Below are 25,456 nucleotides of genomic sequence, written 5' to 3'. Positions count from 1 at the left end.
AGGCCGACGAGCACGCCGCCGACCGCCGCGCGCAGGAACTCCTCGATGCCGCCCGCCCAGGTGGAGCCCGCGCCGACGGCGGCGGCCAGCGCCACCTTGTAGGCAGTGATCGCGGTGGCGTCGTTCAGCAGCGACTCGCCCTGGAGGATCGTGGTGATCCGGGACGGCAGCCCGACCCGGCGGGCGATCGCCGCGGCCGCGACCGCGTCCGTCGGCGCCACGACCGCGCCGAGCACCAGCGCGGCGGGCAGCGGCAGCCCCGGTACGACGAGATAGGCGGCCCAGCCGACCACGAAGGTCGCGAAGAGCACGTACCCGACGGACAGCAGTCCCACCGGGCGCATCTGGGCCCGCAGGTCCAGGTAGGAGCTCTCGGTGCCCTCCTTGTAGAGCAGCGGGGGCAGCACCAGGGGCAGCACGACATCGGGTTCGAGCGTGTAGTCGGGGATGCCGGGCACGTACGACACCACCAGGCCCGCCGCGACCAGCAGCAGCGGCGCGGGCACCGGGGTGCGCCGGGCGATCCCGGCGACCGCGGCACTGCCCGCGACCAGCAACAGCAGGGGCATCACGTCCATGCGTCTCGCCCACCCTCGTTTTCCGCGCGGTCACCCGCACACCCGTCGTAATCTGGCAATCATGAAACAGTGCACGCACGCCGACGCGCTGCCGCATCCGGAACCCGCGCCGCGCTCCGCGACCTGTCCGGAGTGCCTGGCGGCGGGGACGCACCCGGTGCAGCTGCGGCTCTGCCTGACCTGTGGCCATGTCGGCTGCTGCGACTCCTCACCGGGCCGGCACGCCACCGGGCACCATGAGCAGACCGGACATCCAGTGATGCGGACGTTCGAACCGGGCGAGGACTGGCGGTGGTGCTTCGTGGACCACGTACTCGTCTGAGCGGTACCCGCGTCCGATCGTTGATCATCTTCTCGTTCGGGCACTGTGTCGTGTGACACTGCATGCGGCGGCGCACGCACGACGGTTCGGGCGTCTGACGTCTGGGTACGTCAACCCGGCGCGCGCTCTTCCGATTTGGGGCCGCACACCCCCTAGACACGGAGCGTATCCACAGCTTTACTGTGAGTGACGCCAGGGGGTCGGGGTCCCGGGGACGGAAACATTCGGCGCGCGATAGCGTCACCGCTTGAACCATCTACGCGTTAGCCCCGGGGGGCGACCCTCGGCCCCTGTAAAGCTTGTACCACCATGGAGGTGAGGGTGTCCCAGATCGCAGGCGAACCCGCGGCGAACCAGGATTTCGTGGAGGTCCGGCTGCCGGCCGCGGGTGCCTACCTGTCGGTGCTGCGGACGGCCACGGCCGGTCTGGCGGCCCGCTTGGACTTCACCCTGGACGAGATCGAGGATCTGCGCATCGCCGTGGACGAGGCCTGCGCGATCCTGTTGCAGCAGGCCGTGCCGGGCTCGGTGCTCAGCTGTGTCTTCCGGCTCGTCGACGACTCGCTGGAAGTCACCGTGTCGGCCCCGACCACGGACGGCCATGCCCCCTCGCGGGACACCTTCGCCTGGACCGTGCTGTCGGCCCTCGCGGGGAAGGTCTCGTCCGCCGTCGACGAGGACAAGACGGTGTCCATCAGCCTCTACAAACAGCGCGGCGCGGGTCCCGGGCCGGCGTGAGGGAGAACGGGGACGGTCCGGTGCGGGACGAAGAGCGCGGCACGCGTGAGCTGCCGACCGGGGACGGGGGTGCCCCCTGGTCGAGTGCGGCGGAGGCCTCCGGGGACAGCCCCCGCGACGGTTCCCGGCGCATGGCGGACGGCATCGACGGCATCCCCGAGCAGGCCAGGCCACATCCGGAGGACCACTCCGCAGGGCCCGGCGGTGCGGGCGCAGGCCCCGACACCTCGCCCGAGGCGCGCGGCGGGGCCGCTCCCGCCGGCCGCGCGGGGGCGAGGGCTCGGGGAAGGGCTACGGGCGGGACGATGAGCGAGCACGAGCGATACGCGGACGACGGCGCGCTGAGCGCGGAGGCCGCACCGCACGACCCGCACGACCGCAGCGGGGCCCGTGCCATGTTCGTCGAACTGCGCGGGCTCGACACGGGCAGCACGGAGTACGCGGAGCTGCGCAATCAGCTGGTCCGTATGCATCTGCCGCTCGTGGAGCACCTGGCGCGCCGGTTCCGCAACCGCGGCGAGCCGCTGGACGACCTCACCCAGGTCGCCACGATCGGTCTGATCAAGTCCGTGGACCGGTTCGACCCGGAGCGGGGCGTGGAGTTCTCCACGTACGCCACACCGACCGTGGTCGGCGAGATCAAGCGGCACTTCCGGGACAAGGGCTGGGCGGTCCGGGTGCCGCGCCGCCTCCAGGAGCTGCGGCTCGCGCTGACCACGGCGACGGCGGAGCTGTCCCAGCTGCACGGCCGCTCGCCGACGGTGCACGAACTGGCGGAGAAGCTCGCGATCTCCGAGGAGGAGGTCCTGGAGGGCCTGGAGTCGGCGAACGCGTACTCCACGCTGTCCCTGGACGTCCCCGACACCGACGACGAGTCCCCCGCGGTCGCCGACACGCTCGGCGCGGAGGACGAGGCGCTGGAGGGCGTGGAGTACCGGGAGTCGCTCAAGCCGCTGCTGGAGGATCTGCCGCCGCGGGAGAAGCGGATCCTGCTGCTGCGGTTCTTCGGGAACATGACGCAGTCCCAGATCGCGCAGGAGGTCGGGATCTCCCAGATGCACGTCTCCCGGCTGCTCGCGCGCACGCTGGCGCAGCTGCGGGAGAAGCTGCTGGTGGAGGAGTAGAGCGCCCGCCCTACTCGGCGCGGCCCGGGCCCTTGATGTTCAGGGCCTGGGTCGTCTCGCGGTTGACGAGCAGCACGAGAGCCGTGACGGCCACGACGGCGAGGACGATCCCGACCGGGACGGCGAGACCGCCGGACTTCAGCATGTTCAGCCCCACCGGCAGGGCCATCAGCTGGGTGATCACGGCGGGACCCCGGCTCCAGCCGCGGCGCAGCAGCAGGCCGCGGGCGGCCAGGAGCGGGAGCAGGGCGAGCACGGCGAGGGTGATACCCAGCGTCACGGCCTGCTGCCGGTCGTCGGGGGCGCCGGCGATGCCGAGCACGAGGACCCAGAGGCCGCCGGCGAACAACGCGACGCCTTCCAGGCCGGCCAGCATGGCGGCGTACGTCAGCCGACGGGGGCGGGTGCCGTCGGCTGCGGCCGTGTCCGGTACGGAGGTCTGCTCACTGCTCACCTCAGCAGGGTAGCCGTCGGCGGAAGCGGGCCGGGGGTGGACCCGGTCACCGGTACCGCCCACGTGTGCGGGCTCACCCCCTCCCCTCTTACCCGATCCCTACCTCGGCCTGGGCCCGGTACCGCCGGGTAGGTACGCTGACGTGCATGCGTGCTCTCCTCGTGGTCAATCCGGCGGCAACCACCACCAGCGCACGCAGGCGTGATGTGCTGATCCACGCGCTCGCCAGCGAGATGAAGCTGGAGGCGGTCACCACCGAGTACCGCGGACACGCCCGGGACCTGGGCCGGCAGGCCGCGGAGAGCGACGACATCGACATGGTCGTGGCCCTCGGCGGCGACGGCACCGTCAACGAGGTGGTCAACGGACTGCTGCACGCGGGCCCCGATCTGGACCGGCTGCCCGGCCTCGCCGTCGTGCCCGGTGGATCCACCAACGTCTTCGCCCGTGCCCTCGGGCTGCCCAACGACCCCGTCGAGGCCACCGGCGCCCTGCTGGACGCGCTGCGCGAGAAGCGGGAGCGCGTGGTGGGCCTCGGTCTCGCCTCCGGCACCCCCGGTACCGAGGACGAAGGGGTACCGGCCCGCTGGTTCACCTTCAACGCGGGACTGGGCTTCGACGCGGGCGTCGTCGGCCGGGTCGAGCAGCAGCGCGAGATGGGTAAGAAGTCGACGCACGCGCTCTACGTACGGCAGGTGATCCGGCAGTTCCTCGGCGAGGCCAATCGCCGGCACGGCCTGATCACTCTGGAGCGGCCCGGCGAGGACCCGATCGAGGATCTTGTTGTCGCCATAGTCTCGAACACGTCCCCTTGGACGTATCTCGGCAATCGCCCCATGTACACATCGCCTAAGGCTTCGTTCGACACGGGCATCGACGTACTCGGTCTCAGCCGCCTGTCGACGGCCGCGGTTGCCCGGTATGGCACCCAGTTGCTCACTTCGTCCCCCGAGCGCGGACCCCATGGCAGGCATGCGTTCCCACTCCATGATCTGGACCGCTTCACCTTGCATTCGAAGGCTCCTCTGCCTCTACAGATGGACGGTGACCACCTGGGGCTGCGCAGGAGCGTGACGTTCACAGGCGTACGCCGCGCACTGCGTGTGATTGTGTGAGTGGAAGAGGCGAAAGTCCTTTCACTCGAACGTTTAGGCCAGGATCCACCCCATGGAAGTACGGCTGTGACCCAGTCGACACCGAGGAATCAAAAAAAACTTTCCGGAAGGGGTTGTATCCGCCGCTGAGGTTTGCGAGTCTCTACGTGGCGATCGGGACGGCCCCCAACACCGGCCTCCACTGATCACCGGAACCCCTCTTCATACCAAGGACCCCGCCGGGGAAGACTCGGCGTTCGGCCCTTCACTTGTCGAGGGATTCGTGAAAGCGTTCACATTCACAAGCAACTTGCACGTAATACCAAGGAGAGGTAGCAGCCATGGACTGGCGTCACAACGCCGTTTGCCGCGAGGAAGACCCCGAGCTCTTCTTCCCCATCGGCAACACCGGTCCCGCGCTGCTGCAGATCGAGGAAGCCAAGGCCGTCTGCCGTCGCTGCCCGGTGATCGAGCAGTGTCTGCAGTGGGCGCTTGAGTCCGGCCAGGACTCCGGCGTCTGGGGTGGCCTCAGCGAGGACGAGCGTCGCGCGATGAAGCGCCGTGCCGCCCGCAACCGGGCCCGTCAGGCCTCCGCCTGACACACCCACCCCAGCTGACAGCCTGAGCTTGGCGGCGCGTGCATCGAGCACGCATCTCCCGCCCCCGAGCAGCAGCGCGCAGTATCCCCCGATGCCGCCCAGCGAACAGCAGCGCAGCAACGAGCACAAGCCTCGGACCAATGACGGTCCGGGGCTTTTTGCTTTCCCGGAGCGCGCCTCGGAGCCTGTCCCGGAGCGCGTCGCGCCCGGCGCCGCCATTGGTTCATACCAACGCCCCCTCACCCGGGGGCCGTTGACTACTTCTGCGCGCGCACCGGGATGTCCAGGATCACCCTGGTCCCCCGCTCCGGCGCCGGGACCATGTCGAACGTGCCGCCCAACTCGCCCTCCACCAGGGTCCGTACGATCTGGAGCCCCAGGTTGCCCGAGCGGTGCGGGTCGAAGCCCTCGGGCAGGCCGACCCCGTCGTCCTGGACGGTGACGAGGAGCCGGGCCTCCTTCGTGCTGCCGCCGCGCACCGCGGAGACCTCCACCGTGCCGGTCTCGCCCTCGCGGAAGCCGTGTTCCAGGGCGTTCTGGAGCACCTCGGTGAGCACCATCGACAGCGGTGTGGCCACCTCGGCGTCGAGTATCCCGAAGCGCCCGCTGCGCCGGCCGGTCACCTTGCCCGGCGAGATCTCGGCGACCATCGCCAGCACCCGGTCGGCGATGTCGTCGAACTCCACCCGCTCGTCCAGGTTCTGGGAGAGCGTCTCGTGCACGATGGCGATGGAGCCGACCCGGCGCACCGCCTCCTCCAAGGCCGCGCGCCCGCGTTCGGAGTCGATGCGCCGGGCCTGGAGCCGCAACAGGGCGGCCACCGTCTGGAGGTTGTTCTTCACCCGGTGGTGGATCTCCCGGATGGTCGCGTCCTTGGTGATCAACTCGCGTTCGCGGCGGCGCAGTTCGGTGACGTCCCGGCACAGCACCAGGGCCCCGATCCGGGTGCCCTTGGGTTTGAGCGGGATGGACCGGAACTGGATCACCCCGTCGGGCGACTCGATCTCGAACTCGCGCGGCGCCCAGCCGCTGGCCACCTTGGCCAGCGCCTCGTCCACCGGGCCCCGGGTGGGGGCGAGTTCGGCGGTGGTGTGCCCGAGGTGGTGTCCGACCAGGTCGGCGGCGAGGCCGAGGCGGTGGTAGGCGGACAGCGCGTTCGGGGAGGCGTACTGGACGATGCCGTCGGCGTCCAGCCGGATCAGTCCGTCGCCGACGCGCGGCGAGGCGTCCATGTCGACCTGCTGGCCGGGGAAGGGGAAGGACCCGGCCGCGATCATCTGGGCGAGGTCGGAGGCGCTCTGGAGGTAGGTCAGCTCCAGGCGGCTCGGGGTGCGCACGGTGAGCAGGTTGGTGTTGCGGGCGATCACCCCGAGGACCCGGCCCTCCCGTCGTACGGGGATGGACTCGACCCGTACGGGGACCTCTTCGCGCCACTCCGGGTCGCCCTCGCGCACGATCCGGCCCTCGTCGAGCGCCACGTCCAGCATGGGCCGCCGGCCGCGCGGGACGAGGTGGCCGACCATGTCGTCCTGGTAGGAGGTGGGGCCGGTGTTGGGGCGCATCTGGGCGACCGAGACGTACCGGGTGCCGTCCCTGGTGGGTACCCACAGGACCAGGTCGGCGAAGGAGAGGTCGGAGAGCAGCTGCCACTCCGAGACCAGCAGGTGGAGCCACTCGAGATCGGAGTCGTCGAGGGCGGTGTGCTGGCGGACCAGCTCGTTCATGGAGGGCACGTTTGCGAGCGTACCCGCGGGCCTCGGCATGGCCGAAAAACACCCGCGGGCCGCGGCGCCTGGAAGGGACCCTCAACCCTCCCGGCACCGCAGCCCGGAGCATCATCGGCCGTGGGGTGTGCGGTCCCGGTCGGCCGAAGGCCGAGGAGCCGGGGCAGTCAGGGCAGAGAGCGCCGGTTCCTCGATCCGCCTTCCTGTGCGGGGAAGACGGGGCTTGTTCGCTTCGTACTGTTCGCCCGCGGGTCGCTTCCCACCGCTTGTTCGAACAGTCTCTTCGATTGTGGACTAGACCATGGGGCATGTCCATGCCCTTACGGCAGACGCGACCCATGGCACTCGATGCCACGCAGCCTAGCCCGCCCGGGTCGACCATGGGGACAGAAGGCATCGGTAATTTCCGTGACCCCTCCTACCGAGGCATCGGCGCGAGAGGCCCGCTCTGTTAGATTGGTCTAAACCACATAGACGCACGAGCCCTCTCCAGAACGGCAGGCCCAGCGTGGAAGTTGTCATCGTTCCGGACGCCGCGGCGGGTGGCGAGCTGATCGCCGAGGCCATGGCGCAGCTGCTGCGACGCAAGCCCGACGCCCTGCTCGGCGTCGCCACCGGCTCCACCCCGCTGCCCGTCTACCAGGCGCTCGCGGCCCAGGTGCGGGCCGGCGCCGTGGACCCCGCGCGGGCCCGGATAGCCCAGCTCGACGAATACGTGGGGCTGCCCGCCGAGCACCCCGAGTCCTATCGCTCGGTGCTGCGCCGCGAGGTGCTGGAGCCGCTCGGCATCGGCATGGACTCCTTCCTCGGTCCCGACGGCACGGCCGAGGACGTCCAGGCGGCGTGCGCGGCGTACGACCGCGCGCTCGCCGCGGCCGGCGGGGTGGACCTCCAGCTGCTCGGGATCGGCACCGACGGGCACATCGGGTTCAACGAGCCCTGCTCCTCGCTCGCCTCCCGTACCCGGATCAAGACCCTGACCGAGCAGACCCGCGTGGACAACGCGCGCTTCTTCGACGGCGAGATCGAGCAGGTCCCGCACCACGTCATCACCCAGGGCATCGGCACCATCCTGGAGGCCCGGCACCTGGTGCTGCTCGCGACCGGCGAGGGCAAGGCGGACGCGGTCGCGGCGACCGTCGAGGGCCCGGTGGCGGCCGTCTGCCCGGCCTCGGCGCTCCAGCTGCACCCGCACGCCACCGTCGTCGTGGACGAGGCGGCCGCCTCGAAGCTGAAGCTGGCGGACTACTTCCGGCACACGTACGCGAACAAGCCGGAGTGGCAGGGGATCTAGGGGACGCGGACCCGGTGCCCAGGGGACCCCTGTTGGACTAGACCAGCTCGGGTCCCGACGGTATACAGAGGGGATCACGGAGCGTGCGGGTGGAGTCCTGACACAGTAAGCCGTGCCACGATGTGAGCCGTGGCCGATGGGGATGTCGGTCGCTTTCGGCATCCGGAGCCGGGAAGGCGGAGCATGAGCACCGATGTCAGCAGTGCGGAGAACGAGGCCGGCACGACCGTCCGTACCGCGCGCGTGCCGAAGTACTACCGCCTGAAGAAGCACCTGCTCGACATGACGGAGACCCAGGCACCCGGCACACCGGTCCCGCCGGAGCGCACGCTGGCCGCGGAGTTCGACACCTCCCGCACCACCGTCCGCCAGGCCCTTCAGGAGCTGGTCGTGGAGGGCCGCCTGGAGCGCATCCAGGGCAAGGGCACCTTCGTCGCCAAGCCCAAGGTCTCCCAGGCGCTCCAGCTCACCTCCTACACCGAGGACATGCGCGCCCAGGGCCTGGAGCCGACCTCCCAGCTGCTGGACGTCGGCTACATCACCGCCGACGACCGGCTCGCCGAGCTGCTGGACATCTCCGCCGGCGGGCGGGTGCTGCGCATCGAGCGGCTGCGCATGGCCAACGGCGAGCCCATGGCCATAGAGACCACCCATCTCTCCGCCAAGCGCTTCCCCGCGCTGCGCCGTTCGCTGGTGAAGTACACGTCCCTCTACACCGCGCTCGCCGAGGTGTACGACGTCCATCTCGCCGAGGCCGAGGAGACCATCGAGACCTCGCTGGCCACCCCGCGCGAGGCCGGTCTGCTCGGTACGGACGTCGGGCTGCCGATGCTGATGCTCTCCCGGCACTCGCTGGACCGCGCGGGCCTGCCGGTCGAGTGGGTGCGGTCGGTGTACCGCGGCGACCGGTACAAGTTCGTGGCCCGCCTCAAGCGCCCGATGGACTAGCGCCTGTCCGGAGGCGTTCGTTCCTTCGCCGAATCGATACACACAGCTTGAGACGGGGTCTTCCACTGGCTGGATAGCGTCACCTAGATTGCCTGCGCATTACACAGGTGATCAGCGAGGGGACGGAGCCGCAGCATGCCAGAAACGCCCGAAGTAGGACCACCGGTGGTGACACCGCTGCGCGTGGTCATCGGCATTTGTCTCGTCGCGCCCTTCGTGGCGATGCTGTGGGTCGGCTCCTACGCGAAGACGGACCCGACGTTCATCGGCATCCCGTTCTTCTACTGGTACCAGATGGTCTGGGTGCTGATCTCCACCGCCCTCACCATGATCGCGTACAAGCTCTGGCAGCACGACCAGCGCTCCCGTCGTGACGCGCAGGGGGGTGCCGCGAAGTGAAGACCGGAGTCAACGGCGTCGCACTGGGCGTCTTCATCTTCTTCTTCCTGGCCGTCACGGTCCTCGGCTTCCTCGCCGCGCGCTGGCGCCGGGCCGAGAACGAGCACACGCTGGACGAATGGGGGCTGGGCGGCCGCTCGTTCGGCACCTGGATCACCTGGTTCCTGCTCGGCGGCGACCTGTACACGGCCTACACCTTCGTGGCCGTACCGGCGGCGATCTACGCGGCGGGCGCGTCCGGCTTCTTCGCGGTGCCGTACACGATCCTGGTCTACCCGCTGATCTTCACCTTCCTGCCGCGGCTGTGGTCGGTCTCGCACCGGCACGGCTACGTCACCACCTCCGACTTCGTGCGCGGCCGGTTCGGCTCGAAGGGCCTGTCGCTCGCGGTCGCGGTGACCGGCATCCTGGCGACGATGCCGTACATCGCGCTCCAGCTCGTCGGCATCCAGGCGGTGCTGGACGTGATGGGCGTCGGCGGCGGCGACAACACCAACGGGTTCGTGAAGGACCTGCCGCTGCTGATCGCGTTCGCGGTGCTGGCGGCGTACACGTACTCCTCGGGTCTGCGGGCGCCCGCGCTGATCGCGTTCGTCAAGGACGGTCTGATCTACCTCGTCATCCTGGTCGCGATCATCTACATCCCGATCAAGCTGGGCGGGTTCGACGACATCTTCACCAAGGCGGCCCACGCGTTCAGCCAGGTCAACCCGGCCACCGGCAAGCCGCGCGGGGCGCTCGCGCCGGCGCCCGCCGGGCAGTGGACGTACGCCACGCTGGCGCTCGGTTCCGCGCTCGCGCTGTTCATGTACCCGCACTCGATCACCGCGACGCTCTCCTCCAAGAGCCGTAACGTGATCCGGCGCAACACCACGATCCTGCCGCTGTACTCCCTGATGCTGGGCCTGCTGGCGCTGCTGGGCTTCATGGCGATCGCGGCCGGGGTGAAGGTCACCAACGGGCAGCTGGCGATCCCGCAGCTGTTCGAGGACATGTTCCCGGACTGGTTCACCGGTGTGGCGTTCGCGGCGATCGGCATCGGCGCGCTGGTGCCGGCGGCGATCATGTCGATCGCGGCGGCGAACCTGTTCACGCGCAACATCTACAAGGACTTCATCAAGCCGGACGCCACGCCGAAGCAGGAGGCGCAGGTCTCCAAGTTCGTGTCGCTGCTGGTGAAGGTCGGCGCGCTGATCTTCGTCCTGGGCATGGACAAGACGGTCGCCATCAACTTCCAGCTGCTGGGCGGCATCTGGATCCTGCAGACCTTCCCGGCCCTGGTCGGCGGTCTGTTCACCCGCTGGTTCCACCGCTGGGCGCTGCTCGCGGGCTGGGCGGTCGGCATGGTCTACGGCACCCTCGCCGCCTACGGTGTCGCCTCTCCGACCCAGAAGCACTTCGGCGGCTCCGCCGACGACATCCCGGGCATCGGCCAGATCGGCTACATCGGCATGACGGCCTTCGTCCTCAACGTCCTCGTCACGGTCGTCCTGACGGTCGTCCTGAAGGCCGTGAAGGCCCCCGAGGGCGTCGACGAGACCCGTCCCGAGGACTACACGGCGGACGCCGGCGACCCGGGCGTGGCGGTCGAACTGCCGCCGGCCACGGCGGGCAGCACGCACTAGCGCGGCGCCCGGGGGACCCGGGCGGCCAAGGGCGGGCCGTCGGCGCCAAGGGCGCCGGCGGCCCGTTTCGCATACCCCCCGTAGACACAAGGTGACACAACATCTGGGGGTGGCATGACGACCCGGCACTAGATGTATGCTCATGGTCGCTGTCGTCGCAGGGGAATCCGGTGCGAATCCGGAACTGTCCCGCAACGGTGTACTTGTGCGTATCCGCGCACGGGGATCAGTCCGAGGACCTGCCGGCAGCGCACCCGGCCCACCGGTTCGGGTGCTCTGAGACGTCCGGGCCTCGCGGAGTGGGCCGGTGGACGCGACGCCCTGTGCGCTCGTGGCTGCCCCTGCCCTCCGCCAGGCCCCGTGCCGAGCGAGGGAGAGCCCCACGTGACCATCGCGCCAGCCGAACCGGCTTCAGCCCAGGGCCTGGAGAACGACGGTCCCGGTACCGCGCTGCTGCGGACCCTGACCGAGCTGACCGGGGACCTCCCCGACGCCGATCCGGGCCGGGTCGCCGCCGCCGCGCTGCGCGGCCGCTCCGCCCACGCCGACGAGGCGGAGCTGCGCGAGCTCGCGACCGAGGCCGCGGCCGGACTGATCTCCGAGGACCCCGCGTACTCCCGGCTCGCCGCCCGGCTGCTGACCATCTCCATCCGCGCCGAGGCCGCCTCGCAGGGCGTGACGTCCTTCACCGAGTCGGTCGCCGTCGGACACCGCGAGGGGCTCGTCGCCGACCGGACGGCGGAGTTCGCCCGGATCCACGCCGCCCGGCTGGACAACCTGATCGACCGCGCCGCCGACGACCGCTTCGGCTACTTCGGCCTGCGCACCCTGCACAGCCGCTATCTGCTGCGCCACCCGATCACCCGTCAGGTCATCGAGACCCCCCAGTACTTCATGCTGCGGGTCGCCGCCGGCCTCGCCGAGGACGATTCGGCCCGCTCCGTGGACGAGGTCGCCGCGCTCTACCGCCTGATGAGCCGGCTCGACTACCTGCCCTCCTCCCCCACCCTGTTCAACTCCGGCACCCGGCACCCCCAGATGTCGTCCTGCTACCTCCTCGACTCCCCGCTGGACGAGCTGGACTCCATCTACGACCGCTACCACCAGGTCGCGCGGCTCTCCAAGCACGCCGGCGGCATCGGTCTGTCGTACTCCCGTATCCGCGCCCGCGGTTCGCTGATCCGCGGTACGAACGGGCACTCCAACGGCATCGTGCCGTTCCTGAAGACGCTGGACGCCTCGGTGGCCGCGGTGAACCAGGGCGGCCGGCGCAAGGGCGCGGCCGCGGTGTACCTGGAGACCTGGCACTCCGACCTGGAGGAGTTCCTGGAGCTGCGGGACAACACCGGTGAGGACGCCCGCCGTACGCACAATCTGAACCTCGCGCACTGGGTGCCGGACGAGTTCATGCGCCGGGTCAACGCCGACGGGCAGTGGTCGCTGTTCTCCCCGGCGGACGTGCCCGAGCTGGTGGACCTGTACGGCGCGGAGTTCGACGCCGCCTACCGCGAGGCGGAGCGCAAGGGCCTCGCGAAGAAGACCATGCCGGCCCGTGAGCTGTACGGCCGCATGATGCGCACCCTCGCGCAGACCGGCCAGGGCTGGATGACGTTCAAGGACGCCGCCAACCGCACCGCCAACCAGACCGCCGAGCCGGGCCAGGTCATCCACTCCTCCAACCTCTGCACGGAGATCCTGGAGGTCACCAACGACGGCGAGACGGCGGTCTGCAACCTGGGCTCCGTCAACCTCGGTGCCTTCGTGGCCGACGGGGACATCGACTGGGCGCGCCTGGACGAGACCGTGCGCACGGCCGTCACCTTCCTCGACCGCGTCGTGGACATCAACTTCTACCCGACCGAGCAGGCGGGCCGCTCCAACGCCAAGTGGCGCCCGGTGGGCCTCGGCGCGATGGGCCTCCAGGACGTCTTCTTCCAGCTGCGGCTGCCCTTCGACTCCCCCGAGGCGAAGGCGCTGTCCACCAAGATCGCCGAGCGGATCATGCTCGCCGCGTACGAGGCCTCCGCCGACCTCGCCGAGCGCAGCGGCCCGCTGCCGGCCTGGGAGCAGACCCGTACCGCGCGCGGGGTGCTGCACCCCGACCACTACGACGTCGAGGAGACCTGGCCCGAGCGCTGGGCGGCGCTGCGCACCCGGATCGCGAAGGTCGGCCTGCGCAACTCGCTGCTGCTGGCGATCGCGCCGACGGCCACCATCGCCTCCATCGCGGGCGTCTACGAGTGCATCGAGCCGCAGGTGTCCAACCTGTTCAAGCGCGAGACGCTGTCCGGTGAGTTCCTCCAGGTCAACTCGTACCTGGTGCGGGACCTGAAGAACCTGGGCGTGTGGGACGCGCGCACCCGGGAGGCGCTGCGCGAGGCCAATGGCTCGGTGCAGGGCTTCGCGTGGATCCCCGAGGAGGTGCGGGCGCTGTACCGCACGGCGTGGGAGATCCCGCAGCGCGGTCTGATCGACATGGCGGCGGCGCGCACCCCGTTCCTCGACCAGGCGCAGTCCCTGAACCTGTTCATGGAGACGCCGACGATCGGCAAGCTCTCCTCGATGTACGCGTACGCCTGGAAGTCCGGGCTGAAGACGACGTACTACCTGCGCTCGCGCCCGGCGACCCGGATCGCCCGTGCCGCCCAGGCGCAGAAGACCATCCCCGTCCAGCAGGTCGCCGACCCCGACGCCGTCGCCTGCTCCCTGGAAAACCCCGAGTCCTGCGAGGCCTGCCAGTAATGTCCACCCGTAACCAGAACCTTCTCGACCCGGGCTTCGAACTGACTCTGCGTCCCATGCGCTACCCGGACTTCTACGAGCGCTACCGTGACGCCATCAAGAACACCTGGACCGTGGAGGAGGTCGACCTCCACTCGGACGTCGCCGACCTCGCGAAGCTCAGCCCGGCCGAGCAGCATCTGATCGGCCGCCTGGTCGCGTTCTTCGCGACGGGTGACTCGATCGTCGCCAACAACCTGGTGCTGACGCTGTACAAGCACATCAACTCCCCCGAGGCGCGGCTCTACCTGAGCCGTCAGCTGTTCGAGGAGGCGGTGCACGTCCAGTTCTATCTGACGCTGCTGGACACCTATCTGCCCGACCCGGAGGACCGCGCGGCGGCGTTCGCGGCCGTCGAGAACATCCCCTCGATCCGTGAGAAGGCCGAGTTCTGCTTCAAGTGGATCGACTCGGTGGACAAGATCGACCGGCTGGAGACGCAGTCGGAGCGCCGCCGCTTCCTGCTGAACCTGATCTGCTTCGCCGCGTGCATCGAGGGCCTGTTCTTCTACGGCGCCTTCGCGTACGTCTACTGGTTCCGCAGCCGGGGTCTGCTGCACGGCCTGGCCACCGGCACCAACTGGGTGTTCCGCGACGAGACGATGCACATGTCCTTCGCCTTCGACGTGGTCGACACCGTCCGTAAGGAGGAGCCGGAGCTGTTCGACGACCAGCTCCAGCAGGAGGTCACCGACATGCTGCGGGAGGCCGTCGAGGCCGAGCTGCAGTTCGCGCGCGACCTGTGCGGTGACGGCCTCCCGGGCATGAACACCGACTCCATGCGGCAGTACCTGGAGTGCGTGGCCGACCAGCGCCTGACCCGGCTGGGCTTCGCGCCGGTCTACGGCTCGGAGAACCCCTTCTCCTTCATGGAGCTCCAGGGTGTTCAGGAGCTGACCAACTTCTTCGAGCGCCGCCCGTCGGCGTACCAGGTGGCGGTGGAGGGCACCGTCGACCTGGACGAGGACTTCTGAGCCTCCTTCTCCCCATGGGCCTCCTGGGCCTTCCTGATCTGCCGGTCGATGCGCCGCTCGCGCAGGATGCCGAGCACGGAGGGAAGGACCAGGAGGACGAGGATCCCGAGGGTCGCGGTCATTCCGATCAGGCCTTGGATCTGGTTTCCAGTCATGCCACTACTGTCCTGCCGGACACTGCTGACCGGGAGTGGCAGGACTGCCGGGCACCCTCGAATTACTGCCAGCCCTGAGGCACACTGGGGGCATGCTCAAGAACGTGGCCGCCGTGCTGCTGAACGGAGTGCACCCCTTCGAGCTGGGCGTCGTCTGCGAGGTGTTCGGCATCGACCGCAGCGACGAGGGACTGCCGGTGTACGACTTCGCCGTGGTCTCGGCCGAGGGGCCGGACCTCGGCACCCACTGCGGGTTCACCGTGTCCACGCCGCACGGCCTGGAGCGGCTGGAAGAGGCCGATCTGATCGCCGTACCGGCCGGTGAGAGCTATGTGGACCGGGACTATCCGCCCGAGCTGCTCGCGGCGCTGCGCCGGGCCGTGGAGCGGGGCGCCCGGGTGCTCAGCGTCTGCTCGGGGGTGTTCGTGCTGGCCGCCGCGGGGCTGCTGGACGGGCGCCGGTGCGCGGTGCACTGGCACCATGCCGAGCAGCTGGCCCTGCGCTATCCGCGGCTCGCCGTCGAGCAGGACGTGCTCTATGTGGACGAGGACCCGGTGATCACCTCCGCGGGCACCGCGGCCGGCATCGACGCCTGTCTGCATCTGGTGCGCAAGGAGCAGGGCCCCGAGGTCGCCAACAAGATCGCCCGCCGGATGGTGGTGCCCCCGCACCGGGACGGCGGCCAGGCCCAGTACATCGAACGGCCGCTGCCCAAGGCCCCGTGCGACACCGTCGGCGAGGTGCTGGTGTGGATGGAGGAGCACCTCGATCTGGAGGTGACCGTCGAACAGCTCGCCGCCCGCGCCCATATGGCGCCGCGCACCTTCGCCCGCCGCTTCCAGCAGGAGACGGGGACCACGCCGTACCGCTGGATCCTGCGCCAACGGGTGCTGCGCGCCCAGGAGTTGCTGGAGGGCAGCGACGAGACGGTGGACGCGATCGCCGCGCGCACCGGGTTCGGTACGGCGGCCACGCTGCGCCACCAGTTCGTGCGGGCGCTCGGTACCACCCCGAACGCCTACCGGCGCGCGTTCCGGGGCCCGCAGGCCGCCTGAACACGCGCCGGTAGCGGCACGCCCCTCCCGGCGTCACCCGGGGTGTCTCACCAGGGCAGCGGCCGCAGCCGCAGATTGTCCGGGCGCAGCGTGATGCCCACGCGCACGGAGTCGTCGCTGTCGTCGGCCGGTTCGAAGCGGTACTTCGCCGTGATCGCCGCGGTGATCAGGCTCAGCTGGGCCATGGAGAAGTGGTCGCTGGGGCACTTGCGGTTGCCGACGCTGAAGGGGCTCATGGCGTACTTCGGCACCTCCTTGGCCCGCTCCGGAAGCCAGCGGTCCGGGTCGAAGTCGAGGTGGCGGTCGTACGAGCGGGCGTCGCGCTGAATGGCGTACGGGCTGTAGATGATGTCGGCCCCGGCCGGAATGCGATACTCCCCCAGCGCGGTGTCGGTGATCGCCCGGCGCGTCAGAATCCATACGGCGGGGCGCAGCCGGATGGCCTCGAGGATCACATTGTTGGTGTGCCTGAGGGAGCGGACGTGCTCGAATCCAACCGGCTGACCACCGGTCACGGATTCAACCTCGGCGCGTACCTTCTCGGCATGCTCCGGGTGTTCCGCCAGCGCCTGGAGCAACCACATGATCGTGGACGCGATCGTTTCGGCGCCGGGGGTGATTATCGCGACGACCTGGTCGTGGATCTCCTGTTCCCCGATGGGCTCCCCATTGTCGTCCTTCGCTTCCAGCAATGCCGTCAGCAAATCGTCCGGCTTTTGACCAGATGCCCTCCGCTCGGCGACGATCTCGTCCACGAGCAGATGCAAATCGGCCAATGCGCGATTGAATTCGCGATTGGCCGGAAACGGCAGCTTGTACAGGGGCCCCAGCGGCACCACCATCCTGCGGTACATACCGCGGAAGACGGTGGCAAGGTCGGTACTCAGCCGCTCGGCGCGCTCGTCCATGAAGTCGCCGCGCAGCAGGCAGCGGGCGGCCATCCGCACCGCCACCCGGAAGGACTCCGAGGTGCAGTCGATGGGGGTGCCGGGGCGCCAGCGCTCGGTCAGCGCGTGCGCCTCCTCCTCCATGATCGGGCCGTAGTTGGGTATGGCGTCCATCCGGAACGCGGGCTGCATGGTGCGCCGCTGACGGCGGTGGAGGGGGCCGTTGGCGGTGGCCACGCCCTCCTTGCCGAGCAGGCCCTCCAGCGACTCCCACACCGGGCCGTCGATCTTGAAGTCGGGGCTGAGGGCGAGCGCGCCCGTCAGTTCCGGGGTGGTGACGGCGTACACGGTCTTGGGGCCGAGCCTGAGGCGCACGATGTCGCCGTGGGCGCGCAGCGAGGACATGAAGTCCAGCGGGTCGCGCACCAGTTGGAGGCCGTGCCCGAAGACCGGGACGGCGCCGCCGGCCAGGGGTGGTTCACGCAGCTCCGCCGGGTCGACGGAGGTCTCGGGCTGCACGGACTCTACGGTCATTTCTCACCTGCCGCTTCGTTGGTGACGTACGGGGGTGTGGAGCGGTCGGCCCAACTGTCCACCATGTAACGGCCGGACTCGTGGTGGAACCAGTAGACCGAGCTGAACCAGTTGCGCATATTGCCGACGCAGGTTCGGACGGCGGTGCTCAATTCCTTTCCGCGGACCGTGCCGTCGGCCAGTGCATCCGCGAACCTGAGTACTTCGCGTTCGGCTTCGAGGAATTCATCGATGCAGGTCTCGACGCGCCGCCTGATATTGTCGACCGCCGCTTCGAGCGTCAGCCCCTCATAGGTGATGAGACTGATTCCGAGATTGTGTACCTCATCGCCCGCTATTTCCTTCGGGAGTGAGCACAGATCGTTGTACCAGGCGGCGAATTCCTGACTGAGCAATGCGGCCCGGCGATAGGAGGGGTTTCGCCTTACGGCGTCGGGGAGTTCGCATCCGGCACTGGGCTCGAGCAGGTCCGTCCAGATCCAGTGCGCGAAGGTGAGCCGGCGCAGGGCGAGATACTCGTCGACGCCGGGCACATACCCTTGGGTGCGATTGCGGAATTCACGGTCGTACGCCTCGATGACCGTGTGGAAATGCCGGGCGAAGCGCTGGTTCCAGGTGCTCGGCAGGAAGCCGTAGAGCCGCAGCACGCTGTCGGCGAACCCGGCGACCAGCGGGTCCGGGTGGTGCAGATGGTGCCTGGGTGCGTCGAGTGCCGCGTGCAGCCGGTGGCGCAGCCGCCGCCAGTCGCCCGTGCGCGCGTGCACGATGTCGCGGTCGTGCCGGTCGTCCCAGACGAAGAACCAGGCGCTGTAGTCCGCTATGGCCTGGAGCACCTCGTCGCGGGCGTCTGTGTAGTAGCCCGCCATGAGGTCGGTGTAGCGCAGATCGTCGGCGAACTCCCGCACCTTGTCTTCCGGCATCAGCCGCTTTTCCAGCAGCCACAGCCGGGTCTTCTCCTGGAGCCGCGGCCAATACGGATGCAGTCGCCGGGGAAAGCCGGACTCGATCACCGGGAGTGCCAGTGAGGGTGGTACCACGACCGCCGTCGTCGTCTCTGTGGTGCTGCGTGGGAAAGCTTGCACAGAACAAACCCCTCTCAGCCGCCGGATACGCACCCGCTCGGGTGGGGCCGGTACGTCTCGTTGCCTATCCCGCACTTCCCATTCAGCACCACAACTGACCGCCGTGGGAACGGATTTGCGCCCCTCACTACCCCATGGTGCCGAGATTCCTCCCCTGCGTGACTGATTAATGATCACCAGCACCACGGAAACGACCATTTGTGCGACGCACTGATGAGCGAAGAAGGGCAAGAAGAAGGGCGCCGGGCCGGGAGTGGTCCCGGCCCGGCGCCCAACGGCCCGACGGAGCCTAGTCGTTGGCGACCACGGGGTAGCGCGGCTCGTTCTCGCCCATCTGCCGCAGCGCGTCCTTGCGGTCACGCTTGGACAGCCGGTCGATGTAGAGGTAGCCGTAGAGGTGGTCGGTCTCGTGCTGCAAACACCGTGCGAAGTATCCGGTGCCGCGGACCTTGATCGGGTTGCCCTGCTCGTCCTGGCCGGTCACCTCGGCGTAGTCGGGACGCGCCAGCTCGGCGTAGGCCCCGGGCACCGACAGACAGCCCTCGTTGTTGTCGTCGAGCCGGCGCCGCTCGGCGGGCAGGTCGACCAGCTTCGGGTTGCACACCGCGCCCACGTGCCGCACGCCCTCGTCGTCCTGGCAGTCGTAGACGAAGACCTTCAGATCGACGCCGATCTGGTTGGCGGCCAGGCCCACGCCCTCGGCGGTGCGCTGGCTGGTGAACATGTCGGCGACCAGCTGCCGCAGTTCCTCGCCGAACTCGGTGACGTCCCTGCACTCCTTGTGCAGCACCGGGTTGCCGACGACCGTGATCGGCCGCGAGGTGCCGCTCTCCCGCCAGGCCTTCTCGCGCTCCTCGCAGTCCTCCGTGTCCACGACATAGCCCTCGTCGTCGACGGGGAGCACGCCCGCGTGCTGCTGATCGGTGTCCTGCTGCGCCATGACCGACGTACGCCTTCCTGCAAGCCTGGAAAATTCTGCGTGTACAGCCTAAAGGGGCCGGTCACCCGCTGCTCAGCAAACCTCTTCCAGATCCCGCCAGTCCCTCGAATCCGGGCTGTCGGCGACCCAGCCGTCCAGCAGCCCCCGCACCAGCGAAGGCGGCGCGGCCACCCCGCACTCCCGCTCCGGCACCCACAGCTGCCCGTCCGTGCGGTGGCCCAGGGGGCCCGGGTGGCCCGGTTCGCTGTGGTCGTGGGGGTCCAGGTGCTCCCCCTCGCCCTCGTCGGACGGCATCCGGGACTCGCTGCACATCCGGCACAGCAGCCGTACCGAGGACGACCAGTCCTCCGCAGCGAACCCGGCGTCCGCGGCCAGCTGCTCCAGCGCGTCCCGGTCCGCCTCGGTGGCCGCCTCCAGGAGGACCACCCACGTGGGCACGGGCGAGGGCGCCCACAGCTCGATCTCGTCGAAGACGGGGTAACTGTGCCCGGCGGACGTGGTGCGCTCCCCGTGCGGGACACCGTCGTGCAGCACGACCTCGCCCCAGCGCCGCCCCGAGGAGGGCAGCGGGATGGACAGCACCTCGATCCGCGCGGGGTCCAGCCTGCGGCCCCACACCACCTCGGCCTCGCCCTCCGGGGAGAGCCGTACGGCCGCGCTGCCCAGCTCCATGCCGAGCGGTTCCCCGGCGACGGCCGCGCCCCCGGGCACCTTGAGGCCGTACGCCTGCCAGGCGCGGCGGGCCAGCGGCCAGTCCTGGAGGGCGGTCGCGGCGATGCCCACGTTCCACCAGTCGGGGGCGCCGGTCTCGCGGTCGAGGAGGGCGACGGCGCGCAGTCCGGCGGCGCGGGCCTGCTCCCAGTCGTGCCGGAACTTGTGCAGCAGCGCGAGGTTGAACCAGGACTCCGACAGCCAGGGTTCCAGGTCGGCGGCGCGGGTCAGCAGTTCGCCCGCGTCCTCGTACCGGCCGTCGCCGATGAGCGTGAACGCGCGGTCGGTGGCCTGCCGCCAGGAGGCGGAGGGCCGGTGCCGTCCCTTGCCGAAGATCCTCACGATTCCCGCCTGCCAGTTCCAGTTCCGCACAGTGGGCTGGCTTGTGCCCCCAGGCGCCCTCTCCCTCGCATCCAACCACGTGCGGTGGGAACGGCGCTCATTACCCATGGGTTACCCAGGTGCGGGCGGGATCAGACAGTGCCGTACGTCTCGCCCGAGCCGGGGCGAAGCCGGGCGGACGCGACGGAGGGTGCGGGGCGCGGGCGGCGCGCGGGCTCAGTTCTCCTGGGCCGTGGAGGTGATGTCGTGGTCGGGCGCGGGCTGTCCCGAGCGGATCAGGTCCAGTCGTCCCATGACCTTGGCGCGCAGGTCGGCGGGCACGTCGTCATGGCCGCAGCACCGCTTGACCAGCTTCTTCACGGCCTCTTCCAGGCCGTACTTCTCCAGGCACGGCGAGCATTCCTCGAAGTGGTGCCGGAACTTGTCGCGATCGACGTCCGGCATCTCGCTGTCGAGGAACTCGTACAGATGGTCCAGGACCTCACCGCAGTCCGTCTCGTGCGGCTCTCCGCAGCTCATGAGCCCGAGCCTTTCGCTTCGTCCGACTCCCCGGCGCCCGCCGGGACCAGCCCGCGCTCACGGGCGTAGTCCTCCAGCATGCCGCGCAGTTGACGGCGGCCGCGGTGCAGCCGGGACATCACCGTACCGATGGGTGTCCCCATGATGTCTGCGATCTCCTTGTAGGCAAACCCCTCCACATCCGCGAGATACACGGCGATGCGGAACTCCTCGGGGATCGCCTGGAGCGCTTCCTTCACATCCGAGTCGGGCAGATGGTCGAGCGCCTGCGACTCGGCGGAGCGCAGCCCCGTCGACATGTGCGACTCGGCTCGGGCGAGCTGCCAGTCCTCGATCTCCTCCGCGGCGGAACGCTGGGGCTCACGCTGCTTCTTGCGGTACGAGTTGATGAAGGTGTTGGTGAGGATCCGGTACAGCCACGCCTTGAGGTTGGTGCCCTCGCGGAACTGGTGGAAGGAGGCGTAGGCCTTGGCGTACGTCTCCTGCACGAGGTCCTCGGCGTCGGCCGGGTTGCGCGTCATGCGCAGGGCGGCCGAGTACATCTGGTCGAGGAACTCGAGCGCGTCCCGCTCGAAGCGCGCGCTGCGCTCCGCGGTCGACTCGGCGGACGCCGCCGCGCTCGTGCCCCGGCCCTCGGGCTCTTCCGCCTGGCCGTTGTCGGTCCCCGCGTCGGTCCCTGTGACCGGACCCACCTCCTCAAGATCCCGGGCAGGACCGAGAGTGGTCCCACTCGATTCGGAGGATAGAACACGACCCGTACCCGCCGCCCCTCGAATTGAGGCGGTCTTGGGCGCGCGCAGCACCGTCCAGTCCAGCTCAGCGCCGGTCTGACGGGCCGGGCAGATGGTCGAACCCATGCGGCGGACTTCCCTTCCGACGACGTCGGTGCCGAGGCCTCAGCACTTCTGTGCGTGACAACAGCGCTGCTGCGCGCGGCATTCCCGGGGGTCACACGAGTGACGCGGTCCACTCGACGACCCCGTCGGTGATGACCTCCAGGGCCCGTTCCTGGCCGATCCCGGCGCGTTTGGGGATCGCGAAGCCGTGGTCGCCGTAGGGCACCTCGATCATCCGGAAGTCACCCTCGGGGAACTCGGCGGGCCCGCCGAAGGGGTCGTTGCCGCCCTGTACGACGAGGGTGGGCACACCGGTGCCGAGCAGTTCGTCCGCGCGGGATTTCTCGGGCCTGCCCGGCGGGTGCAGCGGGAAGCTCAGGGCGAGGACGGCGCGGGCGCCCAGTTCGCGGGCGGTACGGCAGGCGACGCGGGCGCCGGCGCTGCGACCGCCGGAGATCACCGGCAGCTCCATGCCGGCCAGCGCGGGCCAGATCCCGCGCCATCCGGTGTCCAGCGTCTTCGGGGCGGGCGCCACCTTCTTGCCCGCGACCCGCCAGGGCTGTTCGACGAGGGCCACGCTCACCCCGTGCTCGGGCAGGACCCCGGCGATCGCCCGGAGGTCGCGCGCCTCGATCCCGCCGCCCGCGCCATGGCCCAGCGCGAGGACGGCCCGGGGCTCGGCGGCCCGGTGCCAGGTGATGCGGGCGGTTCCGGCGTCGGTCTCGACAATCTCGATCACGCTAGAAAAGTGTGCCCTCTTCGGGGGCTTCCAGCTCCTTCAGCAGCTCCGGGCCGTTGTTGCGGACGTTGCTGACGGCGGTGGCGACCGGGTAGGCGCGCATCAGGCCGGGCGGGGGCGGGGCGAGCAGGTCCCGCAGTTCCTCGGGGTCGGTGCGGGAGGGGTCGAGCCAGGCGTCCCAGCGGTCCGGGGTGAGCATCAGCGGCATCCGGGGGTGGATGTCGGCGAGCGAGCGCGGTCCGTCGGCGGGGGCCACGGCCAGCGGGGTCCGCTCGGCCTCCGTGGTGATCACCGAGCAGGTCACCCACCAGGCCCGGGGGTGGTCCTCGGGCAGCGTGCGGTCGCGCCAGAACTCGTACAGGCCGGCCATCGCGAACACGGAGCCGTCGGCGGGCAGCACGAAGTACGGCTGCTTGCGGGGCCGCTTCTTGCGCCCCTCGACCTCCAGCTCGCGCTCCTGCTGCCCGGTCACCCACTCGTAGTAGCCGTCGGCGGGCACGATGCAGCGGCGGGCGGCGAAGGCACGGCGAAAGGACGGCTTCTCGTGCACGGTCTCCGCGCGGGCGTTGATCATCCGGGCGGCGCCCTCGGGGCTCTTCGACCAGGACGGCACGAGTCCCCACCTGAGCGTGCGCAGCTGGCGAACCGGACGCGGGGAGTCCGCGTCTTTCAAGGGACGGTCGAGCACGACGTGGACCTCTTTGGTGGGGGCCACGTTGTAGTCCGGCTCCAGGGTCTCCTCGGGTTCCCACCTCTCGATCCCGAAGGTTTTGGCGAGGTCCTCGGGCCCACGACTGGCTGCATACCGTCCGCACATACGTGCCACACTGCCAGACTCCGCCCGCCACCAGGGAGCCACTCGGACACATGAACAGCCTCGCCGCCCTCGCGCCGTCCGGCCTCTGGGACCGGCTCACCGGTATCCAGCCCGACCCCGATCTGTGGGTGGTGCTCGCCACCCTCGCCGCCGCCCTGGTGGTGGTCGTACCGCATCCGCTGTGGCGGGTGTCGCGCAACGCGATCACCATCGCGCACGAGGGCGGCCACGGGCTGATCGCCCTGCTCACCGGCCGGCAGCTCACCGGTATCCGGCTGCACTCCGACACCAGCGGGCTCACGGTGAGCCGGGGCAAGCCGTACGGGCTCGGCATGATCCTCACCGCGGCCGCGGGCTACACCGCGCCCTCGCTGCTCGGCCTCGGCGGCGCCGCCCTGCTCGCCGCGGGCCGCATCACACTGCTGCTGTGGGCGGCCACGGCCCTGCTCGCGGTGATGCTGGTGATGATCCGCAACGCGTACGGCGTGCTCACCGTGGTGCTCGCGGGCGGGGCGTTCCTCCTGGTGTCGTGGCTCGCGGGGCCGCAGGTGCAGGCGGCGTTCGCGTACGCCGTGGTGTGGTTCCTGCTGTTCGGGGGTGTACGACCGCCGTTCGAGCTGCAGAGCAAGCGGCGCCGGGGCGAGGCCGGCGACTCGGACGCGGACCAACTGTCCCGGCTGACGCATGTCCCGGCGGCCCTGTGGCTGTTCCTGTTCCACGCCGTGTCCCTGTGCTCGCTGATCGGCGGCGGGCGCTGGCTGCTGGAGGTCTGAGGGCACCCGGCTGCCGGGGTCCACAGGCCGTTCGTCCCGGACGCAGGGGCGGTCGCCGGAAGGTTGTGGCCCCGCCCTCCTTATAAAGTGGGCCCATGGCCCCGAACACCGCCCCCTCCGCCCTCTGGCCCGCTCCGCACGCGAGCGGCGCCGTCGACGCCACCGTCCATGTGCCGGGGTCCAAGTCGGTCACCAACCGCGCCCTGGTGCTGGCCGCCCTCGCCTCCGAGCCCGGCTGGCTGCGCCGCCCGCTGCGCTCCCGGGACACCCTGCTGATGGCGGAGGCCCTTCGGGCCATGGGCGTGGAGATCGAGGAGGGCGTGGGCCCCGACGGCACCGGCGAGGCCTGGCGGGTGCTGCCGACCGGCCTGCACGGCCCGGCCACGGTGGACGTCGGCAACGCCGGCACCGTGATGCGCTTCCTGCCGCCGGTGGCCACGCTGGCCGACGGCCCCATCCGGTTCGACGGCGACCCGCGGTCGTACGAGCGTCCGCTGCACGGGGTGATCGACGCGCTGCGCGGGCTCGGCGCGCGGATCGACGACGACGGCCGGGGCGCGCTGCCGCTGACCGTGCACGGCGGCGGGGCGCTGGACGGCGGCCCGGTGTCGATCGACGCGTCGTCCTCCTCGCAGTTCGTCTCCGCGCTGCTGCTCTCCGGCCCCCGCTTCAACCAGGGCGTCGAGGTCCGGCACACCGGCACCAGCCTGCCCTCGATGCCGCACATCCGGATGACGGTGGACATGCTGCGCGCGGTCGGCGCCCAGGTGGACACCCCGGAGTCGGGCGGCGAGCCGAACGTGTGGCGGGTGACGCCGGGCGCACTGCTCGGCCGGGACCTGACGATCGAGCCGGACCTGTCCAACGCGCAGCCGTTCCTGGCGGCGGCCCTGGTGACCGGCGGCAAGGTGCTGATCCCGGACTGGCCGGAGCGCACCACCCAGCCGGGTGACCGGCTGCGGGAGATCTTCACCGAGATGGGCGGCACCTGCGAACTCACCGAGTTCGGGCTGGTGTTCACCGGTTCCGGCGCGATCCACGGCATCGATGTCGACCTGAGCGACGTGGGCGAGCTGACCCCGGGCATCGCGGCCGTCGCCGCGCTCGCCGACTCCCCCTCGACGCTGCGCGGGGTGGCCCATCTGCGGCTGCACGAGACGGACCGGCTGGCCGCGCTCACCAAGGAGATCAACGAGCTCGGCGGTGACGTCACGGAGACGGCCGACGGTCTGCACATCCGCCCGCGCGCTCTGCACGGCGGCACCTTCCACACCTACGAGGACCACCGCATGGCCACCGCCGGCGCGATCATCGGCCTGGCGGTCGAGGGCGTACGCATCGAGAACATCGGGACGACGGCCAAGACCCTGCCGGACTTCCCCGAGCTGTGGACCGGGATGCTCGGGCAGTAG

General features: G+C 70.1%; 26 protein-coding genes and 1 riboswitch. Of the genes, 14 read left to right on the top strand and 12 right to left on the bottom strand.

Annotated elements, in window-relative coordinates:
- Positions 1–578: cation:proton antiporter domain-containing protein (locus CCN72_RS07790; RefSeq protein ID WP_208637941.1), on the bottom strand; the 578-nt coding region annotated here is incomplete at its 3' end.
- 61 nt (positions 579–639) lie between these two features.
- Here CCN72_RS07790 and CCN72_RS07785 point away from each other — a divergent pair.
- The 3 genes from CCN72_RS07785 to CCN72_RS07775 all read left to right on the top strand — a co-directional run bounded on the left by CCN72_RS07785 (position 640) and on the right by CCN72_RS07775 (position 2,762).
- Entirely contained in the window at positions 640–900 is a 261-nt protein-coding gene (locus CCN72_RS07785; RefSeq protein WP_037660210.1) for a UBP-type zinc finger domain-containing protein, read from the top strand.
- Between the two features lie 321 nt (positions 901–1,221).
- Positions 1,222–1,638 carry an ATP-binding protein gene (locus CCN72_RS07780; RefSeq protein WP_009190566.1) on the top strand — a complete coding sequence of 139 codons (417 nt, stop codon included), beginning with the start codon at positions 1,222–1,224 and terminating at the stop codon, positions 1,636–1,638.
- 20 nt (positions 1,639–1,658) lie between these two features.
- Positions 1,659–2,762: an RNA polymerase sigma factor SigF gene (locus CCN72_RS07775; RefSeq protein WP_208637940.1), complete on the top strand. Its 1,104-nt coding sequence runs from the start codon at positions 1,659–1,661 to the stop codon at positions 2,760–2,762.
- A gap of 10 nt (positions 2,763–2,772) precedes the next feature.
- On the opposite strand, the gene CCN72_RS07770 is transcribed toward CCN72_RS07775, so the two are convergent.
- Complete coding sequence (locus CCN72_RS07770) at positions 2,773–3,216, bottom strand: hypothetical protein (protein ID WP_086806867.1); 444 nt, start codon at positions 3,214–3,216, stop codon at positions 2,773–2,775.
- Between the two features lie 146 nt (positions 3,217–3,362).
- Between CCN72_RS07770 and CCN72_RS07765 the strand changes: the two genes are divergently transcribed.
- Positions 3,363–4,331, top strand: a complete 969-nt coding sequence (locus CCN72_RS07765) for a diacylglycerol/lipid kinase family protein (protein ID WP_086806864.1) — start codon at positions 3,363–3,365, stop codon at positions 4,329–4,331.
- A gap of 320 nt (positions 4,332–4,651) precedes the next feature.
- Positions 4,652–4,909, top strand: coding sequence for a WhiB family transcriptional regulator (locus tag CCN72_RS07760; RefSeq protein ID WP_003992873.1), 258 nt, complete (start codon positions 4,652–4,654; stop codon positions 4,907–4,909).
- Positions 4,910–5,166: 257 nt separating this feature from the next.
- On the opposite strand, the gene CCN72_RS07755 is transcribed toward CCN72_RS07760, so the two are convergent.
- Positions 5,167–6,633 carry a sensor histidine kinase gene (locus CCN72_RS07755; RefSeq protein WP_085566482.1) on the bottom strand — a complete coding sequence of 489 codons (1,467 nt, stop codon included), beginning with the start codon at positions 6,631–6,633 and terminating at the stop codon, positions 5,167–5,169.
- A gap of 508 nt (positions 6,634–7,141) precedes the next feature.
- Here CCN72_RS07755 and nagB point away from each other — a divergent pair.
- The 6 genes from nagB to CCN72_RS07725 all read left to right on the top strand — a co-directional run bounded on the left by nagB (position 7,142) and on the right by CCN72_RS07725 (position 14,654).
- Entirely contained in the window at positions 7,142–7,927 is a 786-nt protein-coding gene (nagB, locus tag CCN72_RS07750) for a glucosamine-6-phosphate deaminase (protein WP_086806863.1), read from the top strand.
- 183 nt (positions 7,928–8,110) lie between these two features.
- A complete protein-coding gene (locus CCN72_RS07745) occupies positions 8,111–8,875 on the top strand; it encodes a GntR family transcriptional regulator (protein WP_085566480.1) in 765 nt (254 codons plus the stop codon).
- Between the two features lie 135 nt (positions 8,876–9,010).
- The gene (locus tag CCN72_RS07740; protein WP_172427629.1) at positions 9,011–9,274 is read left to right on the top strand and encodes a DUF3311 domain-containing protein; all 264 of its coding nucleotides are present in this window, start codon (positions 9,011–9,013) and stop codon (positions 9,272–9,274) included.
- Complete coding sequence (mctP, locus tag CCN72_RS07735; RefSeq protein WP_086806862.1) at positions 9,271–10,899, top strand: monocarboxylate uptake permease MctP; 1,629 nt, start codon at positions 9,271–9,273, stop codon at positions 10,897–10,899. Before CCN72_RS07740 ends, mctP begins: the two co-directional genes overlap by 4 nt.
- Before the next feature lie 126 nt (positions 10,900–11,025).
- Positions 11,026–11,160, top strand: a riboswitch (cobalamin riboswitch).
- Positions 11,161–11,283: 123 nt separating this feature from the next.
- Complete coding sequence (locus CCN72_RS07730) at positions 11,284–13,641, top strand: ribonucleoside-diphosphate reductase subunit alpha (protein WP_086806861.1); 2,358 nt, start codon at positions 11,284–11,286, stop codon at positions 13,639–13,641.
- A complete protein-coding gene (locus tag CCN72_RS07725; RefSeq protein ID WP_086806860.1) occupies positions 13,641–14,654 on the top strand; it encodes a ribonucleotide-diphosphate reductase subunit beta in 1,014 nt (337 codons plus the stop codon). Before CCN72_RS07730 ends, CCN72_RS07725 begins: the two co-directional genes overlap by 1 nt.
- On the opposite strand, the gene CCN72_RS07720 is transcribed toward CCN72_RS07725, so the two are convergent.
- A complete protein-coding gene (locus CCN72_RS07720) occupies positions 14,567–14,809 on the bottom strand; it encodes a hypothetical protein (protein WP_078967568.1) in 243 nt (80 codons plus the stop codon). The two genes, CCN72_RS07725 and CCN72_RS07720, sit on opposite strands and share 88 nt — an antisense overlap.
- 92 nt (positions 14,810–14,901) lie before the next feature.
- On the opposite strand from CCN72_RS07720, the gene CCN72_RS07715 reads away from it, so the two are divergent.
- Entirely contained in the window at positions 14,902–15,864 is a 963-nt protein-coding gene (locus CCN72_RS07715) for a helix-turn-helix domain-containing protein (RefSeq protein ID WP_086806859.1), read from the top strand.
- A gap of 47 nt (positions 15,865–15,911) precedes the next feature.
- Here CCN72_RS07715 and CCN72_RS07710 read toward each other — a convergent pair whose 3' ends face one another.
- From CCN72_RS07710 to CCN72_RS07675, 8 genes are all read right to left on the bottom strand, one after another.
- Positions 15,912–17,285, bottom strand: a complete 1,374-nt coding sequence (locus tag CCN72_RS07710) for a bifunctional albaflavenone monooxygenase/terpene synthase (RefSeq protein WP_085566474.1) — start codon at positions 17,283–17,285, stop codon at positions 15,912–15,914.
- Positions 17,282–18,367, bottom strand: a complete 1,086-nt coding sequence (gene cyc1 / locus CCN72_RS07705) for an epi-isozizaene synthase (protein ID WP_086806858.1) — start codon at positions 18,365–18,367, stop codon at positions 17,282–17,284. The genes CCN72_RS07710 and cyc1 overlap by 4 nt, the downstream gene beginning before the upstream one ends.
- A gap of 289 nt (positions 18,368–18,656) precedes the next feature.
- Positions 18,657–19,307: a peptide deformylase gene (gene def / locus CCN72_RS07700; protein WP_085566472.1), complete on the bottom strand. Its 651-nt coding sequence runs from the start codon at positions 19,305–19,307 to the stop codon at positions 18,657–18,659.
- 72 nt (positions 19,308–19,379) lie between these two features.
- Positions 19,380–20,360 (bottom strand): hypothetical protein, encoded by a 981-nt coding sequence (locus tag CCN72_RS07695; protein WP_086806866.1) that lies wholly within the window; start codon positions 20,358–20,360, stop codon positions 19,380–19,382.
- A 216-nt stretch (positions 20,361–20,576) separates the two neighbouring features.
- Positions 20,577–20,879, bottom strand: a complete 303-nt coding sequence (rsrA, locus tag CCN72_RS07690; RefSeq protein WP_086806857.1) for a mycothiol system anti-sigma-R factor — start codon at positions 20,877–20,879, stop codon at positions 20,577–20,579.
- Entirely contained in the window at positions 20,876–21,571 is a 696-nt protein-coding gene (gene sigR, locus CCN72_RS07685; protein WP_167408656.1) for an RNA polymerase sigma factor SigR, read from the bottom strand. The genes rsrA and sigR overlap by 4 nt, the downstream gene beginning before the upstream one ends.
- Before the next feature lie 256 nt (positions 21,572–21,827).
- A complete protein-coding gene (locus CCN72_RS07680; protein ID WP_086806855.1) occupies positions 21,828–22,454 on the bottom strand; it encodes an alpha/beta hydrolase family protein in 627 nt (208 codons plus the stop codon).
- A gap of 1 nt (position 22,455) precedes the next feature.
- The gene (locus CCN72_RS07675) at positions 22,456–23,271 is read right to left on the bottom strand and encodes an SOS response-associated peptidase (protein ID WP_086806854.1); all 816 of its coding nucleotides are present in this window, start codon (positions 23,269–23,271) and stop codon (positions 22,456–22,458) included.
- 50 nt (positions 23,272–23,321) lie between these two features.
- Here CCN72_RS07675 and CCN72_RS07670 point away from each other — a divergent pair, with 50 nt between their 5' ends.
- Together CCN72_RS07670 and aroA are read left to right on the top strand one after the other, a co-directional pair.
- Positions 23,322–24,044: a M50 family metallopeptidase gene (locus CCN72_RS07670; RefSeq protein WP_086806853.1), complete on the top strand. Its 723-nt coding sequence runs from the start codon at positions 23,322–23,324 to the stop codon at positions 24,042–24,044.
- Positions 24,045–24,139: 95 nt separating this feature from the next.
- Positions 24,140–25,456 carry a 3-phosphoshikimate 1-carboxyvinyltransferase gene (gene aroA / locus CCN72_RS07665; protein WP_086806852.1) on the top strand — a complete coding sequence of 439 codons (1,317 nt, stop codon included), beginning with the start codon at positions 24,140–24,142 and terminating at the stop codon, positions 25,454–25,456.

This window comes from Streptomyces murinus (genome assembly GCF_002154555.1).
Taxonomy (GTDB): Bacteria; Actinomycetota; Actinomycetes; order Streptomycetales; family Streptomycetaceae; genus Streptomyces; species Streptomyces murinus.
The sequence above is the reverse complement of the archived record's forward strand: the minus strand, read 5'-3'. Positions and strand labels throughout refer to the sequence as shown.